The organism is Magnetococcales bacterium, assembly GCA_015231925.1.
Taxonomy (GTDB): domain Bacteria; phylum Pseudomonadota; class Magnetococcia; order Magnetococcales; family JADGAQ01; genus JADGAQ01.
The window spans coordinates 1-14,333 of sequence record JADGAQ010000105.1 but is presented as its reverse complement, the minus strand read 5'-3'; the positions used below and the strand labels follow the sequence as shown (position 1 = coordinate 14,333).

Here is a 14,333-nt window from a genome sequence, read left to right as displayed (position 1 = left end):
CCGTCTTGCGCCTTGCCAGGAACCAAAATCTGGCAAATGTCAACACGCCCTAGGAGTCGAGCAGAAATAACTCGCACATCTTGCGCCGGATTTCGGTTCATCAGCAAGGCGTGAAAAGGGGCGCATATGTCGAAATGTAACCCTTTTCACAACTCTGCATATGAGTCTGAAGACAAGCAAGATGTGCAGGTTGTTTTTGCTTGACTCCTTAGGGCGTATCGACATTCACCATCTTTTGGCCCCCGGCGGCGCAATCCGGTTCGGAATGCTCATGTAGGCGAGCTACATTCCGCTTCCTCACCGTCTTGCGCTTTGCCGGGAACCAAAATCCGGCAAATGTCAACACGCCCCGGTTCACCGTACCATGGAGAGCATGGCCAGGTTCATTTCGTCCAGCCGTTTGACCAGAATGGTGATCAATTGATCCTTGATGCGCACCTGCAACGGCAGACTCATCCGCTCCAGGGAATGACCATCCAGGCGGAAGGCGATGGTTTTGGTCAGCGCCCTGACGTTGGTCATGCGGGGGCGGTGGGTCAGAAAGGAGATCTCCCCCAGCACCGCACCGGCCCGCAATCGGGCCAGGGGATGGTCGGGGTGGCTGTTGCGGGTGACCAGCACCTCTCCGCGCACCAGAATGTAGAGTGAGGAATCTTCCACATCCCCTTCGCGAATCAGGTATCCCCCGGGTTCGAAGTGGACAAAGAAGCTGTCGGCCTCGATGAAATACTTTTTCTCAGCCAGGGTGAAGGAGTCGAAGAAGGGCACCGAATCCATCAGCTCAAGCATGAGCATGGGGTCATCCTTTCCGCGTCACAGATGAGGTTGCAGTTTGGAGAGGGCCTCCGCCAGGGTGCGATTCATCTCCTTTTGACGCAGCAGAGTCTGATTGGTCTGTTCCAGCCGATCCACCAGCACCCGGATCAACTGGTCCTTGACCTTGATCTGCATACGAAAATCCAAAGCAGCCATGGAATCGCCGTCCAGGCGGAACAGGGTGGCTTCTTCCGCGGTGACCACGTTGGTTCCCCGTGGTTTGCCGGTCAAAAAGGAGAGTTCGCCGATGATGGCACCGGGTTCCAGGGTCGCCAGGGGTCGGTCGGGATCGGCATTTTTCATCACCGCCACCCGTCCCTTGAGCAGGATGTACATGGCGTCATCGGCCGCGCCTTCGCGTATGAAGGTCGTCTTGGGCGGATAGGTGACGAAGTAGGATTCCCCCTCCACCAGCAGATCCCGTTCCTGGGAGGTGAAGGGCTGGAAAAAAGCCATCTTGTCGATCAATTTCAATAATAACATGCGCCGCATTCCCCCGCTTACCGGATTATTCGGGGCAACCTGCCGGTTCAGACGATCCAGCCCCCCCCCAGAATGCGGTCTTCCCGATAGAAAACGCAAGCCTGTCCCGGGGTTATAGCCCGTTGCGGCTCCCGGAAAGATACGGTGGCCGTCCGGTCGGGCCCCAGGGCGAGCCGGGCGGGTTCGGCTTCGCCGCCGTAGCGGATGCGGGCGGAGATCTCCAGGGGCGTCACGGGTACCTCTTCCAACAGCCAGTTGACCCTTTCCAGTTCAAGCTCCTGCCGGTAGAGCGCCTCTTCGGGGCCCACCACCAGCCGGTTGTTCACGGCGTCGATGGCCGAGACGTAAAGCGGACGGGAGCTGGCGATGCCCAGCCCCTTGCGTTGGCCGATGGTGTAAAGGGCGATACCGGCATGACGCCCCACGAGGCGTCCCTCCGCATCGACGATATCCCCCGGCGTGAGTTGGCCGGGCGCTTCCTTGGCGAAAAAGGCGGGGTAATTGCCGTCGGGCACGAAACAGCAATCCTGGCTTTCGCTCTTTTCGGCCACCGGCAGAGCCAGCCGGGCGGCCACGGCGCGGGTCTCCGCCTTGGTCATGCCGCCCAGGGGAAATTTCAGAAAGGGCAGTTGCCCCCGTGGAATGGAAAAGAGGAAGTAGCTCTGATCCTTGCGGCGATCCCGCGCCCGAAGGAGTTGCAGGCCCCCGGCGGACTCCTCCAGGCGAACGTAATGCCCCGTCGCCAGAAAATCGGCGCCCAGGTCTCCGGCCCGGTTGAGGAGGATATCGAACTTGAGGGTTTCGTTGCATCGCACGCAGGGATTGGGGGTGCGCCCCCGGGCGTAGTCGTCGATGAAGGGTTGGACCACGCTACGGCGAAACAGGCCGGAAAAATCGATGACGTAAAAGGGGATATCCAGCACCTGAGCCACCCGACGGGCATCGTAGGCGTCCTCGGGGGTGCAGCAGGAGCGGGATGTCCCACAGGCCGGCGGTTGATCCCAAAGGTGCATGGTCAGCCCGAAGACCTGAAAGCCCTGCTGCTGCAAAACCGCCGCGGCCACGGAGGAGTCCACCCCGCCCGACATGGCGACCGCCACCCGAATCCCGCTGCGATGGAAAATATTTGGCACTGTCATGGAAAGGGGATCTCCCGGAGTTGGGGCGAAGCCCTGCAAGGCTCCCTGCCGGGCGGATTCGAAGGTTTTCGACAGATATGGTACCGGAGTTGCAAACTACATTTTCACGAACGGGGAATTTTGCCATGTCCGAGATTCAAGCGCCAGCGACACTGCCGAATTTTGACGTTCCCGAGGCCTCGCCACGGGAGAGCAGACGACCTGCGGGCACCTTATGGCGCGGGGAGCAGATGGGATTCGCCGATGTTTTGGATATGGTCAATCCCTTGCAACACCTGCCATTGATCTCCTCGATCTATCAGGCGGGATCGGGGGAGAGCATCGGGGGGGCGGCGCGGGTGGTCGGTGGTGCCTTTTACGGCGCTTTGACGGGAAGTTGGATGGCCGGGCTTGGCATGGCGGCGGCGGATACGGTGGTTCAGGAGACCAGCGGCAAGACCTTGACCGGTCATGTTCTGGGAGAGCTGGCTCCCGGTCAGCAGTCCGCGAAACCCGTCGAGCCCGAGTTCGTCATCTCCGGCGGGGAACCGGGGGCCCGAAAGGGCACGCCGTCGGCGAAAGAGTCGGACGGGGTGTTGCGACCGACGGCCGGGACTCAGGGCTACGGCATGCAAATTTATGCGCTGAATCGCGCGAAACCGGTTGCGGCTGCCGTCAGCCCGGCCCAGGAGGGGTTGATACAGACCTGGGGGGCGGAACCCGAAAAGGTGGTTTCGCAGCCGTTCTCCGGTTTCAAAGAGAAGGAATGAGTTCGACATGGCCTCTTTGACATTTCATCACGGCTTTGCCGTTTACACAGGAAGGTCTCCGCATGAAATCCCTTTTGGATAGTGAAAAAATCGATCTGCCGGACAAGGTCACTCTCTCCCGGCGTGTGCCGCTGTCGGATCGCAAACAGGTAGCGGAACAAATTGCGGAGCAACTGCTGCGCAAGGAGCCGGAAAAACAGCCCGACGGGCGTCATCCGGGAACCGGCGCGGCGGCGCGGCCCCAGCGGGATCTGGCCCAGTCGGCCATCCATCGCAGCCTGGAGGCCATTCAGCAATCGGCGGTGGCCGAACGTCTGGAAAGTGTGGTGCCGCTGCTGGAGGCCATTCGCCTCTACCTGCCGACGGGCAAGGAGGAGCGCGATATGCCGGCGGGCGCCCTGAGCCTGCAAGCCTGGATGGCGCTGCTCAACCGCTGGGAACTTCACCTGGCCAAGACGCGCAAAAGCCAGCTCGGTTTCATCCGCACCTTTCTGGAAGAGGCGTTGGCCCGTCTGGAGCGGGTGCAGTCGCCCCTGGGCAACATCCTGGGGGGATTGATGGGGGTGGTGGATCAATACGTGAAGCTGAACCAGGATCGCCGCGAAGAGGCGGCCTGAGGCAGGGATAACCGCCGCCTTCTCTCTCAGGCAAGGCAAGTGAGCCGACAAAAAGCCCATACAATCGGGCGGCGGTCGATGTGGGTTGCGGGAGGAACCGATGGTTCCTCCCGCTTTTTTTTGTGGCGCAGGGGTACTACCAGATGATGGAGGCTTTGAAAGACTCCGCTTTCTTCTTCTGCTCCGGATCCAGTTGGGCCAGGAGGGTGTCGTAGGCCTTCTGCACGGATTTGGAGGCGGAGAGGCTCTCGCCGGGCTTCAGATTGCGCACGGCGGCCACCAGATCGTTCCATGCGGCTTCCTGGTTGGGTTTGACCCCCAGACCGGCCTTGAGGCTTTGAATCTGCTGCGGGCTGAGCATGGCGCCGGGAGGAGGGGTGAAGGCGGCGCCGTAGCCGTAGGGGCTGCCCCAACCGCCCGGATAGCCGTAGCCGTATCCCGGATGGCCGTAGCCGTACCCGTATCCGGGGCCGTACCAGGGATTGTAGGGATAGCCGTAAGGGGCATAACCGCCCCAGCCGGGTCCACCCCAGCCGGGACCGCCCCAGCCGGGTCCACCCCAGCCGGAGCCCGGCCACCAGAAGGCTTCCGAGGTGGACGGCACCGCCAACGCGGCGGCTGCCAGCATGGTCAGGCCCAGAACCGATTTCACGAAACGGTGCGACATCGTATTGCCTCCCAAAGGGCGAGGGGTTCGTAAGATTTGCTTGGACCAAGGGAATCATGGAGTTGTTCCCGGGGTCAAGGAATGAGACGATCCGTTACGACCCGAGCGCCAGCCAGTCCAGGGTGACCCGGGGCAGGCGGGACTCGGAGCGGTTGCGGACCACCAGGGTGAAACCGTCGGGGCCGATCTCCTCCGCCGTGGTGGTCAGATAGAGATCCGCACCGCTGTGTTCCAGGGAGGTCAGGCTCAGCATCACCTTGGGCGGCCCGGCAAAGGGCGGGTCGAAGGGGATGCGCTGTTTCAAGGTGCGCTCTCGGGCCAGAATGTCGGTCAGTTGCCAATCGGGGTGGCTTTTCAGGATTTCCATCCGTCCGGAGAGCAGTCGGGGGATGGGAATCTTTCGTTCGGGGGGCTTCGGTCGGCTGTTCAGTTCCTCGCGCAGAGCGGCCAACTCGGCTTTCAGAGAACTCACCTCCTCGCGGCTGGCCTGGGATTGGGCCGATTGCTGGCGTTTCAGGGTCTCTTCCAGAGCATCGAGTCGGGTCTTGAAACTCTCCTTCCCTTCTCCGAGAAGAGCGGGCACGATCCAACCATCCCGCCACTGGCCCAACCCGAACAGGGTGGCGACCAATCCCAGGGCGGCCAGAAATAAGATCAGTATGAAGCGTCTCATGGGCGTGTCCTAATGCCAGAGTTCGCGATTGGCTCGTGCCAGACGGGAAAAGATGTCGAAAAAGTCGATATCCATGGCCTCGGCCATGAGTTTCAGGTGGGCCGAAGGGTGCAGGGCCCCTTTGGCGGGCAGACCCCCCTTGAAGGCCAGGGCGATGACGTTGTGACTGCCGGGCAGGGGAAGCTGCAGGGTGGATTCCGGGAAGATCTCCGTCAGCTCCCGCATGATGGCGCGGTAGTAGTCGTCCATGCGACTGGAGAGGTTGAGGATCAGCAGGCCGTTGGCGGTCAGATTGTGGCGCGCCACCCGGAAGATGTGGCGGGCGTAGACCGAGGCCGCCATGGTCTGGTGGTCGAAGGCATCCAGAATGATGGTGTCGAAGCGCCCCTCCCGTGGCGGTGAGGGCAGACCGAGCAGGAAATCGCCCCCTTCCGCGAGGTGGATGAGGAGTCTCGGGTCATCCGGCAGCAGGAAGAAGCGCCGGGCGATATCGAGAACCTCGGGGCAATGCTCCACCACCTCCAGCTGGCAGCCCGGACAATGGTGCAACAGAAAACGCACCATGGATCCGCCTCCCAGTCCGAAGATCAGCACCTTGCGGGGGGTGGTCAGCAGCAGCAGACAGCCCAGCAGAAAGCGGGTATAAGGCAGTCTCAGGGCATGGGGACAGACCATGTCCATGCGGCTCTGGATCATGTGGTTGCCGAAGGAGAGCAGCCGTTCCCGGCCCTCTTCGGTGACAACCAGGATGCGGTCCCCCCATTTGGCGCGGTGCAGAATGCGGCGGGTATCCATGGCTATTCCGGGTACTCGATTTCCATGCGTTCCACGTCGGAAAGGGTCACCAGCCGCCCGTCCACGGTGTGGAAGGTGCGGCGGAACACACTGTTGCGCGGGGCTTCAAAGAGGGTAACCTCCTGGGTGGTGGTGTTGACGACCCGCACCTTGACCACGGCATGGGCCTGCTGGTAATGACGCCAGCCATAGACGCCGAGGCCGGTGAGCAGGACAATTCCCGCCACGAAGAGTCGCGGATGCCCGTGGGCCATCTCCCTGACGGAGGGCGGCTTCCACGGGGGCGGGGCGGGGGCGTTGGCGGCGCGACGCCCGTGGTGGCGACCCCACAGGTAGATGAGCCCCACGACCACGATGGGCAACAGAATTTTCCAGACCATGCGGATATCCCGGTGCAAGCGATCCATTCTCCCTCAAGAGTAACACCTTCCTGGCCGTTGACCAGTCTCTCGGAAGAGGAGACCCGTCTCTGGGGCTATCGACTGGGTCAATGTCTGACCAAAGGCTGCCTGATCACCCTGGAGGGGGATCTCGGGGCGGGCAAGAGCGTTTTCGCCCGAGGCGTGATGCGCGGGCTCGGGGTGGCGGAGGATTGGCTGCCTTCCCCCACCTTCACCCTGATGAATCTCTATGAGAGCGGACGGCTTCCGGTATATCATCTGGATCTCTATCGCCTGGCGGACCCGGACGAACTGGCGGTCATCGGCGGGGAGAGTTGGATGGACGGGCAGGGGGTTTGCCTGGTCGAGTGGCCCGGCAACGGGGGCGACTGGCTGCCGCCGGAACGTTTGGAAGTGGCGATGGCCGCCCCTTCCCCGGACAGGGAGGATGAGCGCATACTTCGCTTTTCGGCCATTGGAGAGATTGCACGGCAGGCGTTGGGTCGGTTGAGGAGGGAATATGGAACTTGAAGCCAGCGGATGGCCTTTTCTGGAGCGGGTTCTGGGCATGCGTCCCAAGGTGACCCCGGTGTCGGGGGATGCCTCGTTCCGGCACTACTATCGCGTGGAGCGGGACGGGGAGAACTGGATCCTGATGGAGGCGCCTCCGGACAAGGAGGATTCGCACCCCTTCGTGGATATCTCGCATTTTCTGCGGCGTTTCGATATTCCGGTGCCACGGGTGCTGGAAGGGGATTTCGCCACGGGCTATTTCCTGCTGGACGATTTCGGCGACATGACCCTGCTCAAGGCCATCGACGCGGGGCAGGATCCCTGGCCCCACTACCGGCGGGCCGTGGATTGGCTGCTGGCCATGCAATCCACCCCGGTCGATCTGACCAGCATCGCCCATCGGCGGCCCTTCGACCGGGACATGCAGCGTCGGGAGCTGGCCCTGTTCACCGACTGGTATCTGGAAGGCATCCTGAAGCGTCAGATTTCGCCGGGTGACCGGCAGCGCTTCGATTCGGTCTTTCACCGCCTTTTGGACGGGGTGCTGCAGCAGAAGACCGGTTTCGTGCATCGGGATTACCACTCCCGCAACCTGATGGTGCGCCCGGACGGCGAGTTGGGCATCATCGACTTTCAGGACGCGGTCATGGGACCGGTGACCTACGATCTGGCCAGCCTGCTGCGGGATTGTTACGTGGCCTGGGAGGCTCCCTTCCGCAAGCAGGTGATGACCTACTGGTACGAGGGGGCCCGGGAACGGGGTCTGTACAACGGGGAGTGGGAGGAGCTGCAGCGCGATTTCGACTGGATGGCGGTGCAGCGCAATCTGAAGGCGGTGGGTATTTTCGGCAGGCTTTCGCTGCGGGACGGCAAACACGGTTATCTCAACGACATTCCCCGCACCCTGGGTTATGTCAGGGAGACCCTGTCGCGCCATGCGGAGCTGGATGAACTGGCCCAGTTGATCGCCCTTTACGGGCCGACGGCGGGCTAGCCGTGCGCCGCGCCATGATACTGGCCGCCGGTCGCGGCACCCGACTGGGGGAGTTGACCCGGACCCTGCCCAAACCGCTGATCGAAGTGGCCGGCAAGCCGGTCATCTTCCATACCCTGGAGCGTCTGGCCGCGTTGGGCATCCGGGAGGTGATCGTCAACGCCCACCATCTGGCGGAAACCTTGATCCGCACCGTCGGGGATGGTACATCCTGGGGATTGACCATCCGTTTCCTGGTGGAGGAGACGCTGCTGGAGACCGGGGGTGGGGTGTGCAACGCCCTGCCGTTGTTGGGGGAGGAGCCGTTTTTCGCCGTCAACGGGGACATTCTCTGGGATTTCGATCCCCGCCCCTTGTGGCGCGATTTCGATCCCGGCGCCCTGGATGGCCGGTTGGGGCTGATTGCCGCCCGACCCTGGCAGAAGCCCGACTTCCATCTCCTCGATACGGGCGGACTGTGCCGCATCCGGGAGGGGGAAGGCGCCCACGGTTACACCTACAGCGGTTTGCAGGTTCTCTCCCCGGCGGCGTTGCGGGATTATGTGGTGGAACCCTTCTCCCTGAACCGCTTTTATGACCGGGCCATGGCCTCGGGGCGACTTCTCGGGGTGCCCCTGCACGGCACCTGGTTCGATGTCGGCACGCCGGAGAGGTTGGAAATGGCGCGGGAGACATGGAATTCCCGTCTTCCCGCATTTGCGACCGCAGAAAGTTGCATTTCGTGACGCGATGGTTTATGAAAGGGTGGAGCTTGGCCCTGTGTCCTGAACGACTTTGAGGGGAGATTGCGCATGGATTTTTCCGCTGCCAGGGTGAACATGGTTCAATCCCAACTGGTGCCCAACCGGGTCTATGACGAGTCCCTGCTGGAGTCGGTGCGGACCATTCCCCGGGAATCCTTCGTGGATCCCCGCTATCAGGAGGTGGCCTATTCCGATTACGCCGTGCCTTTGGGGGATGCGCGCTGCATTCTCAAACCGGTGCAATCGGCCCTGATGATTCAGGCCATGCAGGTGCTGCCCGGCCAAAAGGTGCTGGTGGTGGGCGCGGGCACCGGGTACGAAGCCATGGTGCTGGCGCGTGTCGGGGCGCGGGTTTTCGCCCTGGAAAGCGATACGGCCCTGGCGGCACGCGGTCAGGAACTGACGCGCGGCATGGCGGTCGAATGGAAAATCGCCAGCATGGAGTTGGCCTGGGCCGAGGCGGCTCCCTTCGATGCGATTCTCTTCTGCGGCGCGGTGCCCGTGGTGCCCAGCAAGGCGGTCGGCCTGCTGGCCGACCAGGGTCGGCTGGTGGCCATCCTCGGCAAGACGGGGGACCGGGTCATGCAGGTGGTGCGTCTGGTGGGCCGGGTGCGCAGCGATTTCCCGGAGCGGTTGTTCGAAACCCAGGCTCCCGTTTTGCCCGGTTTCGAGGATAAAAAAGCTTTCCAGTTGTGACGTTCGCTCCTTCTCCATGAACTGACGAAGTGTGAGTCCGATCCGTGAGCCTCATCGTACAGAAATTTGGCGGAACATCGGTTGCCAATATCGAACGCATCCGTAACGTGGCCTCCAAGGCCATAGCGGAGTATCGCAACGGCCATCAGGTGGTGGTTGCGGTCTCGGCCATGTCCGGCGAGACCAACCGTCTGGTCGGTCTGACCGACGGCCTTCCGGGATACACCAACACCCGCGAATATGACGTGGTGGTTTCGGCGGGTGAACAGATCTCCATCGGTTTGGTGGCCATGGCCATTCAGGAGCAGGGGGTTCCCGCCGTCTCCTACCTGGGCTGGCAGGTGCGCTTTCTGACCGACTCGGCCTTCGGCAAGGCCCGCATCCGCGAGGTGGAACCCACCCGCATCCGGCAGGATCTGGAAGCGGGCCGAATCGTGGTGGTGGCCGGATTCCAGGGCATCGACCCGGACGGCAACATCACCACCCTGGGCCGGGGGGGATCGGATACCTCGGGCGTGGCTCTGGCGGCGGCGCTTCATGCCGATCGCTGCGACATCTACACCGACGTGGACGGGGTCTACACCGCCGATCCCCGCATGGTGCCCAAAGCCCGCAAAATGGATCGCATCTCCTACGACGAGATGCTGGAAATGGCCTCCCTCGGCGCCAAGGTGTTGCAGATCCGCTCCGTGGAGTTGGCCAAAAAATACAAGGTTCCCTTGAGAGTTCTCTCTTCCCTGGAGGAAGGAACGGGTACGATGTTGACGGAAGAAACCGAAGATATGGAACGTGTGGTTGTCTCGGGCATTACCAGCAATCGGGATGAAGCCAAGATCACCGTGATGTCCGTGCCGGATCGTCCGGGTGTGGCGGCGGCGATTTTCGGCTCCCTGGCCGATGCCAACATCAACGTGGACATGATCATCCAGAACGTCTCCCCCTCGGGCGAGACCACCGACCTCTCCTTCACCGTGCCCCGTGGGGACTACGGCAAGGCCATGCAGGTGCTGGAAGCCGTTCGTGGCAGCGTCGGAGCCAAAGAGGTGCGGGGCAACAAGGAGATCGCCAAGGTCTCCGCCGTAGGCGTGGGCATGCGCTCCCACTCGGGCGTGGCCAAACGCATGTTCGTGGCCCTGGCCCGGGAAGGCATCAACATCCAGATGATCTCCACCTCCGAAATCAAGATTTCGGTGATCATCGAGGACAAATACACCGAGCTGGCGGTGCGTACCCTGCACGAAACCTTCGATCTGGATCAGGAACAGGGGGATCGGGTTCGCACCTGAGTCGGCGTTCGATTCGAAAGCGATGTGGAACGAGGGCGGCCACGGGCCGCCCTTTCTGCTTTGGGGAAAACGGGATACGAGCGATGCAGCGGGATCGGGACGAATACGTCGAACTTTACGATACCACTCTGCGGGACGGCGCCCAGAGCGAAGGGGTGCATTTTTCCGTCGAGGACAAGCTGCGAATCGCCCGGCGTCTGGACGAGATGGGTATCGACTTCATCGAAGGGGGGTGGCCGGGGGCCAATCCCACCGATGTGGCCTTTTTCCGCCGGGTTCCCGAGCTGGGCCTCTCCAAGGGGGTGTTGGCCGCCTTCGGCGCCACCTGCCGTCCCCATCTGCGGGCGGATCAGGACTCCCTGCTCAAGGCGCTGCTGGATGCGGATACCCCGGTTTTGACCGTGTTCGGCAAGTCCTGGGATCTGCATGTCCACATGGCCCTGGGTATCTCCCTGGAGGAGAATCTCGACCTGATCTACAACACCATGGTTTTCTTGAAGCCACGGGTGGACCGGGTCTTTTTCGATGCCGAACACTTTTTCGACGGCTACAAGGCCAGCGCCGACTACGCCATGAAATGCGTCAACGCCGCCCGTGAGGGGGGCGCGGACCGGGTGGTGCTGTGCGATACCAACGGGGGCAGCCTGGTGGAGGAGGTGGAGCGCATCACCCGCAAGGTGGCGGAGCTGGGCCTGCCCGTCGGCATCCATTGCCACAACGACGCGGAACTGGCGGTGGCCAACAGTCTGGCGGCGGTGCGCTCCGGCGCGGTACAGGTGCAGGGCACCATCAACGGCCTGGGCGAGCGTTGCGGTAACGCCAATCTGATCTCCCTGATCCCCAATCTGAGCATCAAGATGGGGCGGCGGCTGGGGGTGGATGAGGTTCGCCTGAAGGGATTGGTCTCCCTGAGCCGTTTCGTCAACGAAATGGCCAATCGCCCCACGCAGCGCAATCAGGCCTATGTCGGCCAGTCGGCCTTCGCCCACAAGGGGGGCATCCACGTTTCGGCCATTCAGAAGGAGTCCCGCACCTACGAACACATCGATCCCCATCGCGTGGGCAACGAACAGCGCATCCTGATATCGAACCAGTCGGGACGCAGCAACCTGTTGGCCAAACTCAAGGATGTGGGCATTCACGATGTGGAGTCCGGGGATCCGAAGCTGTCGGCGCTGCTGAACGAAATCAAGGAGCTGGAACATCAGGGCTACCAGTTCGAAGGGGCCGACGCCTCCTTCGAGTTGCGGGCTCGCAAGGCCTTCGGCCTGCTGCCCGACTATTTCACACCCCTGGGATTCCGGGTCATCGACGAACGACGTCAGTTGGACAGCGGCAGTCGGCACTACACCTCCGAGGGTTTGGTCAAGATCGAGGTGGCCGGGCAGGTGGTGCAACAGTTCGCCGAGGGTCACGGTCCGGTGGACGCGCTTAATCATGCCTTGCAACAGGCCCTGTTTCCCTATTATGGTCAACCGGTCAAAGAGCTTGAGCTGACGGACTACAAGGTGCGCATTCTGGACAAGGGCGGTACCGACGCCATCGTTCGGGTTCTCGTCGAGTGGGCCGACGGGGAGTACCACTTCGGCACGGTGGGGGTTTCGGACCACATCATCGCCGCTTCCTACGATGCCATTGCCGACGGAATGACCTACAAGCTGGTCCGGGACCGGGTGGTTCCGGTGAGTGCGACGCACGAGCAAGGTTGACAGCCGGCTCGGTCTGAGGGAAAAAGGGAGCATCCATCCGATTTTGCAACTGCCTAAGGAGTGCGCGGTTCGATGAAGAAGATCGAGGCGATCATCAAACCTTTCAAGCTGGACGACGTGAAAGAAGCCTTGTCGGAGGTGGGGGTCCAGGGCATCACCATCACCGAGGTTCGTGGTTTCGGACGGCAAAAGGGCCATACCGAGCTTTACCGCGGGGCGGAATACGTGGTGGACTTCCTGCCCAAGTTGAAGGTGGAGGTGGTGCTGGAAGAGAGTCTGGTGGAACGGGCCATCGAGGCCATCGAGCAGGCGGCTCGCACCGGGCGCATCGGTGACGGCAAGATCTTCGTGACCCCGGTGGAAACCGCCGTGCGCATTCGTACCGGTGAACGGGATACCGCCGCTTTGTAGAATTTTCCCGGATCCGGATCACGCCGGAAAGTCGGACCACGACCTCCGGGCCGGAAGAGGCCCGGAGGTCGGTTTCGTTTTGGATTACTCCAGTGTTTTCATGGCCTTGCGGATGCGGCTGTCCGCTTCCTGCGCCACGGCGAGCAGTTCGGCGTTGTCCCGAAAGACCGAGACCATAACCAGCGGGTTGATCGCCGCGACCTCTATCCGTCCGTCCTTTTCCCGCACCACGACATTGCACGGCAACAGCACCGACACATCCGGCACCGCCGTCAGGGCGCGATGCGCCAGGGGGGGGTTGCAGGCCCCGAGGATTACCGTGGCGGGAATCTCCGCGCCGATCTTGTTCTTGAGGGTGGTGGCGACATCGATCTCCGCCATGATTCCGAAGCCCTGTTCCGCGAGGGCCTTGCGCATGGCCTCGACGGTATCGCTGAAGGAGAGGGGGGAAGGCCGAACGATGGAAATCGGATCTTCGAAAGTCGTCACGTCGTGGTCCTCGGGGCAAGAGGGCAGGAAAAGGAAACTTGAGGAAATGTTACACAGACTGCTCCCTACGAGACAAGTTCCGCCAGGGGAAAAAGTTATTTGTCGGAGGGGGTGCCGATGAAACGCATCGGAGCGCATGTCAGCGCTGCCGGAGGGGTGGACAAGGCTCCCGGCAATGCCGTTGCCATCGGGGCCAAAGCCTTTGCCTTGTTCACCAAAAATCAACGCCAGTGGCAGGCGCCGCCCCTGACGGAGGCCCAGGTGACGGCGTTTCGCGCCAATCTGGGAAAAGGGGGCTTCCTGCCCTGTCACGTCCTGCCCCACGACAGCTACCTGATCAATTTGGGCCATCCCCGTCGCGAAGAGCGGGAAAAGTCCTGGGCCGCCTTTGCCGAGGAGATGAAACGCTGCGAGGTGTTGGGTTTGGACCGGCTCAATTTCCATCCGGGGGCCCATTTGGGCGAGGTTTCCGAGGAGGAGTGTCTGCTCCGCATTGCCGAAGGGGTTTCCCGTGCCTTGGATCAGACCCGTGGCGTGGTGGCGGTGATCGAAAATACCGCCGGGCAGGGCACGCAACTGGGATTCCGCTTCGAGCATCTGGCCCGCATCATCGCGGAGGTGGCCCTGCCGGAGCGCATCGGGGTTTGTCTCGATACCTGCCATCTCTTCACGTCGGGTTACGATCTGCGAACGGAGCAGGACTATGACCGCACCATGGCCGAGTTCGAGGCGGTGGTGGGTTTCCGCTACCTGAAGGGCATGCACCTCAACGACTCCAAACCGCCTCTGGGGGCGCGGGTGGATCGCCATGCCAGTCTGGGCATGGGCCATCTGGGCTGGGAGCCTTTTGGCCGCATGGTGCGGGATCCCCGTCTGGAGGAGATTCCCCTGATTCTGGAAACCGTTGATGAAACCCTGTGGCCCGAGGAGATACGCCGGCTTTACGCCTTGGCGGAGGGATAGAGGGGGATTAATCTTTTCAGTCATACGGGGGTCCGGGGGCGATTATCGCCCCCGGCGGGGTTTGGGGCGGAGCCCCAAGGTTTTATCTGTTGACGTGTCCGTAAGCGGTCCGCAGCATCAAATGAAAGCGTACCAGTTTACCACTCGCACGATACCGACGACCCGCTGCGGACCGCGGGGGGGCAAGGGGGGGCCTCATCCCCCCATCCG

The 14,333-nt window shown here is 62.2% G+C and carries 18 protein-coding genes; 10 read left to right on the top strand and 8 right to left on the bottom strand.

The features are described 5' to 3' along the window. Positions 1–354: 354 nt before the first annotated feature. From HQL56_12185 to mnmA, 3 genes are read right to left on the bottom strand one after another with little or no spacing between them, the layout of a single operon-like run. Positions 355–795 (bottom strand): cyclic nucleotide-binding domain-containing protein, encoded by a 441-nt coding sequence (locus HQL56_12185; GenBank protein MBF0310276.1) that lies wholly within the window; start codon positions 793–795, stop codon positions 355–357. Positions 796–813: 18 nt separating this feature from the next. After that, positions 814–1,299 (bottom strand): cyclic nucleotide-binding domain-containing protein, encoded by a 486-nt coding sequence (locus tag HQL56_12180; GenBank protein ID MBF0310275.1) that lies wholly within the window; start codon positions 1,297–1,299, stop codon positions 814–816. A gap of 47 nt (positions 1,300–1,346) precedes the next feature. After that, positions 1,347–2,387 (bottom strand): tRNA 2-thiouridine(34) synthase MnmA, encoded by a 1,041-nt coding sequence (mnmA, locus tag HQL56_12175; GenBank protein MBF0310274.1) that lies wholly within the window; start codon positions 2,385–2,387, stop codon positions 1,347–1,349. Positions 2,388–2,563: 176 nt separating this feature from the next. Between mnmA and HQL56_12170 the strand changes: the two genes are divergently transcribed. Together HQL56_12170 and HQL56_12165 are read left to right on the top strand one after the other, a co-directional pair. Next, complete coding sequence (locus HQL56_12170; protein ID MBF0310273.1) at positions 2,564–3,187, top strand: hypothetical protein; 624 nt, start codon at positions 2,564–2,566, stop codon at positions 3,185–3,187. Positions 3,188–3,249: 62 nt separating this feature from the next. Continuing rightward, the gene (locus HQL56_12165) at positions 3,250–3,804 is read left to right on the top strand and encodes a hypothetical protein (GenBank protein ID MBF0310272.1); all 555 of its coding nucleotides are present in this window, start codon (positions 3,250–3,252) and stop codon (positions 3,802–3,804) included. A 136-nt stretch (positions 3,805–3,940) separates the two neighbouring features. On the opposite strand, the gene HQL56_12160 is transcribed toward HQL56_12165, so the two are convergent. From HQL56_12160 to HQL56_12145, 4 genes are all read right to left on the bottom strand, one after another. Further along, positions 3,941–4,471: a hypothetical protein gene (locus tag HQL56_12160; protein MBF0310271.1), complete on the bottom strand. Its 531-nt coding sequence runs from the start codon at positions 4,469–4,471 to the stop codon at positions 3,941–3,943. A 94-nt stretch (positions 4,472–4,565) separates the two neighbouring features. Then, positions 4,566–5,144 carry a hypothetical protein gene (locus tag HQL56_12155; protein ID MBF0310270.1) on the bottom strand — a complete coding sequence of 193 codons (579 nt, stop codon included), beginning with the start codon at positions 5,142–5,144 and terminating at the stop codon, positions 4,566–4,568. Positions 5,145–5,153: 9 nt separating this feature from the next. Then, complete coding sequence (locus tag HQL56_12150; protein ID MBF0310269.1) at positions 5,154–5,939, bottom strand: spermidine synthase; 786 nt, start codon at positions 5,937–5,939, stop codon at positions 5,154–5,156. Between the two features lie 2 nt (positions 5,940–5,941). Beyond that, positions 5,942–6,193 (bottom strand): hypothetical protein, encoded by a 252-nt coding sequence (locus tag HQL56_12145; GenBank protein ID MBF0310268.1) that lies wholly within the window; start codon positions 6,191–6,193, stop codon positions 5,942–5,944. On the opposite strand from HQL56_12145, the gene tsaE reads away from it, so the two are divergent. The 7 genes from tsaE (at position 6,179) to HQL56_12110 (ending at position 12,671) form a co-directional block, all read left to right on the top strand. Next, positions 6,179–6,850: a tRNA (adenosine(37)-N6)-threonylcarbamoyltransferase complex ATPase subunit type 1 TsaE gene (tsaE, locus tag HQL56_12140; protein ID MBF0310267.1), complete on the top strand. Its 672-nt coding sequence runs from the start codon at positions 6,179–6,181 to the stop codon at positions 6,848–6,850. The genes HQL56_12145 and tsaE overlap by 15 nt on opposite strands. Continuing rightward, a complete protein-coding gene (locus tag HQL56_12135) occupies positions 6,840–7,826 on the top strand; it encodes a phosphotransferase (GenBank protein ID MBF0310266.1) in 987 nt (328 codons plus the stop codon). The genes tsaE and HQL56_12135 overlap by 11 nt, the downstream gene beginning before the upstream one ends. Positions 7,827–7,840: 14 nt before the next feature. Then, on the top strand, positions 7,841–8,551 hold the full coding sequence (locus HQL56_12130; protein ID MBF0310265.1) for a nucleotidyltransferase family protein: 711 nt from the start codon (positions 7,841–7,843) through the stop codon (positions 8,549–8,551). Between the two features lie 66 nt (positions 8,552–8,617). Further along, positions 8,618–9,265 carry a protein-L-isoaspartate O-methyltransferase gene (locus HQL56_12125; protein MBF0310264.1) on the top strand — a complete coding sequence of 216 codons (648 nt, stop codon included), beginning with the start codon at positions 8,618–8,620 and terminating at the stop codon, positions 9,263–9,265. A gap of 44 nt (positions 9,266–9,309) precedes the next feature. Continuing rightward, positions 9,310–10,551 carry an aspartate kinase gene (locus HQL56_12120; GenBank protein ID MBF0310263.1) on the top strand — a complete coding sequence of 414 codons (1,242 nt, stop codon included), beginning with the start codon at positions 9,310–9,312 and terminating at the stop codon, positions 10,549–10,551. Positions 10,552–10,634: 83 nt separating this feature from the next. Then, positions 10,635–12,260, top strand: coding sequence for a citramalate synthase (locus tag HQL56_12115; GenBank protein MBF0310262.1), 1,626 nt, complete (start codon positions 10,635–10,637; stop codon positions 12,258–12,260). 72 nt (positions 12,261–12,332) lie between these two features. Further along, positions 12,333–12,671 (top strand): P-II family nitrogen regulator, encoded by a 339-nt coding sequence (locus tag HQL56_12110; protein ID MBF0310261.1) that lies wholly within the window; start codon positions 12,333–12,335, stop codon positions 12,669–12,671. An 84-nt stretch (positions 12,672–12,755) separates the two neighbouring features. Here the strand turns inward: HQL56_12110 and HQL56_12105 are convergent, their stop codons facing one another. Then, entirely contained in the window at positions 12,756–13,088 is a 333-nt protein-coding gene (locus HQL56_12105) for a DUF302 domain-containing protein (protein MBF0310260.1), read from the bottom strand. A 189-nt stretch (positions 13,089–13,277) separates the two neighbouring features. Here HQL56_12105 and nfo point away from each other — a divergent pair, with 189 nt between their 5' ends. Beyond that, entirely contained in the window at positions 13,278–14,123 is an 846-nt protein-coding gene (gene nfo, locus HQL56_12100; protein ID MBF0310259.1) for a deoxyribonuclease IV, read from the top strand. Positions 14,124–14,333 lie beyond the last annotated feature (210 nt).

Excerpts from the sequence above, each read along its gene's own strand:
- HQL56_12185 (MBF0310276.1), bottom strand. The coding sequence starts at position 795 with ATGCTCATGCTTGAGCTGATGGATTCGGTGCCCTTCTTCGACTCCTTC.
- HQL56_12180 (MBF0310275.1), bottom strand. The coding sequence starts at position 1,299 with ATGTTATTATTGAAATTGATCGACAAGATGGCTTTTTTCCAGCCCTTC.
- mnmA (MBF0310274.1), bottom strand. The coding sequence starts at position 2,387 with ATGTCGGGCGGGGTGGACTCCTCCGTGGCCGCGGCGGTTTTGCAGCAG.
- HQL56_12170 (MBF0310273.1), top strand. The coding sequence starts at position 2,564 with ATGTCCGAGATTCAAGCGCCAGCGACACTGCCGAATTTTGACGTTCCC.
- HQL56_12165 (MBF0310272.1), top strand. The coding sequence starts at position 3,250 with ATGAAATCCCTTTTGGATAGTGAAAAAATCGATCTGCCGGACAAGGTC.
- HQL56_12160 (MBF0310271.1), bottom strand. The coding sequence starts at position 4,471 with ATGTCGCACCGTTTCGTGAAATCGGTTCTGGGCCTGACCATGCTGGCA.
- HQL56_12155 (MBF0310270.1), bottom strand. The coding sequence starts at position 5,144 with ATGAGACGCTTCATACTGATCTTATTTCTGGCCGCCCTGGGATTGGTC.
- HQL56_12150 (MBF0310269.1), bottom strand. The coding sequence starts at position 5,939 with ATGGATACCCGCCGCATTCTGCACCGCGCCAAATGGGGGGACCGCATC.
- tsaE (MBF0310267.1), top strand. The coding sequence starts at position 6,179 with ATGCCCGTGGGCCATCTCCCTGACGGAGGGCGGCTTCCACGGGGGCGG.
- HQL56_12145 (MBF0310268.1), bottom strand. The coding sequence starts at position 6,193 with ATGGCCCACGGGCATCCGCGACTCTTCGTGGCGGGAATTGTCCTGCTC.
- HQL56_12135 (MBF0310266.1), top strand. The coding sequence starts at position 6,840 with ATGGAACTTGAAGCCAGCGGATGGCCTTTTCTGGAGCGGGTTCTGGGC.
- HQL56_12130 (MBF0310265.1), top strand. The coding sequence starts at position 7,841 with ATGATACTGGCCGCCGGTCGCGGCACCCGACTGGGGGAGTTGACCCGG.
- HQL56_12125 (MBF0310264.1), top strand. The coding sequence starts at position 8,618 with ATGGATTTTTCCGCTGCCAGGGTGAACATGGTTCAATCCCAACTGGTG.
- HQL56_12115 (MBF0310262.1), top strand. The coding sequence starts at position 10,635 with ATGCAGCGGGATCGGGACGAATACGTCGAACTTTACGATACCACTCTG.
- HQL56_12110 (MBF0310261.1), top strand. The coding sequence starts at position 12,333 with ATGAAGAAGATCGAGGCGATCATCAAACCTTTCAAGCTGGACGACGTG.
- HQL56_12105 (MBF0310260.1), bottom strand. The coding sequence starts at position 13,088 with ATGCGCAAGGCCCTCGCGGAACAGGGCTTCGGAATCATGGCGGAGATC.
- nfo (MBF0310259.1), top strand. The coding sequence starts at position 13,278 with ATGAAACGCATCGGAGCGCATGTCAGCGCTGCCGGAGGGGTGGACAAG.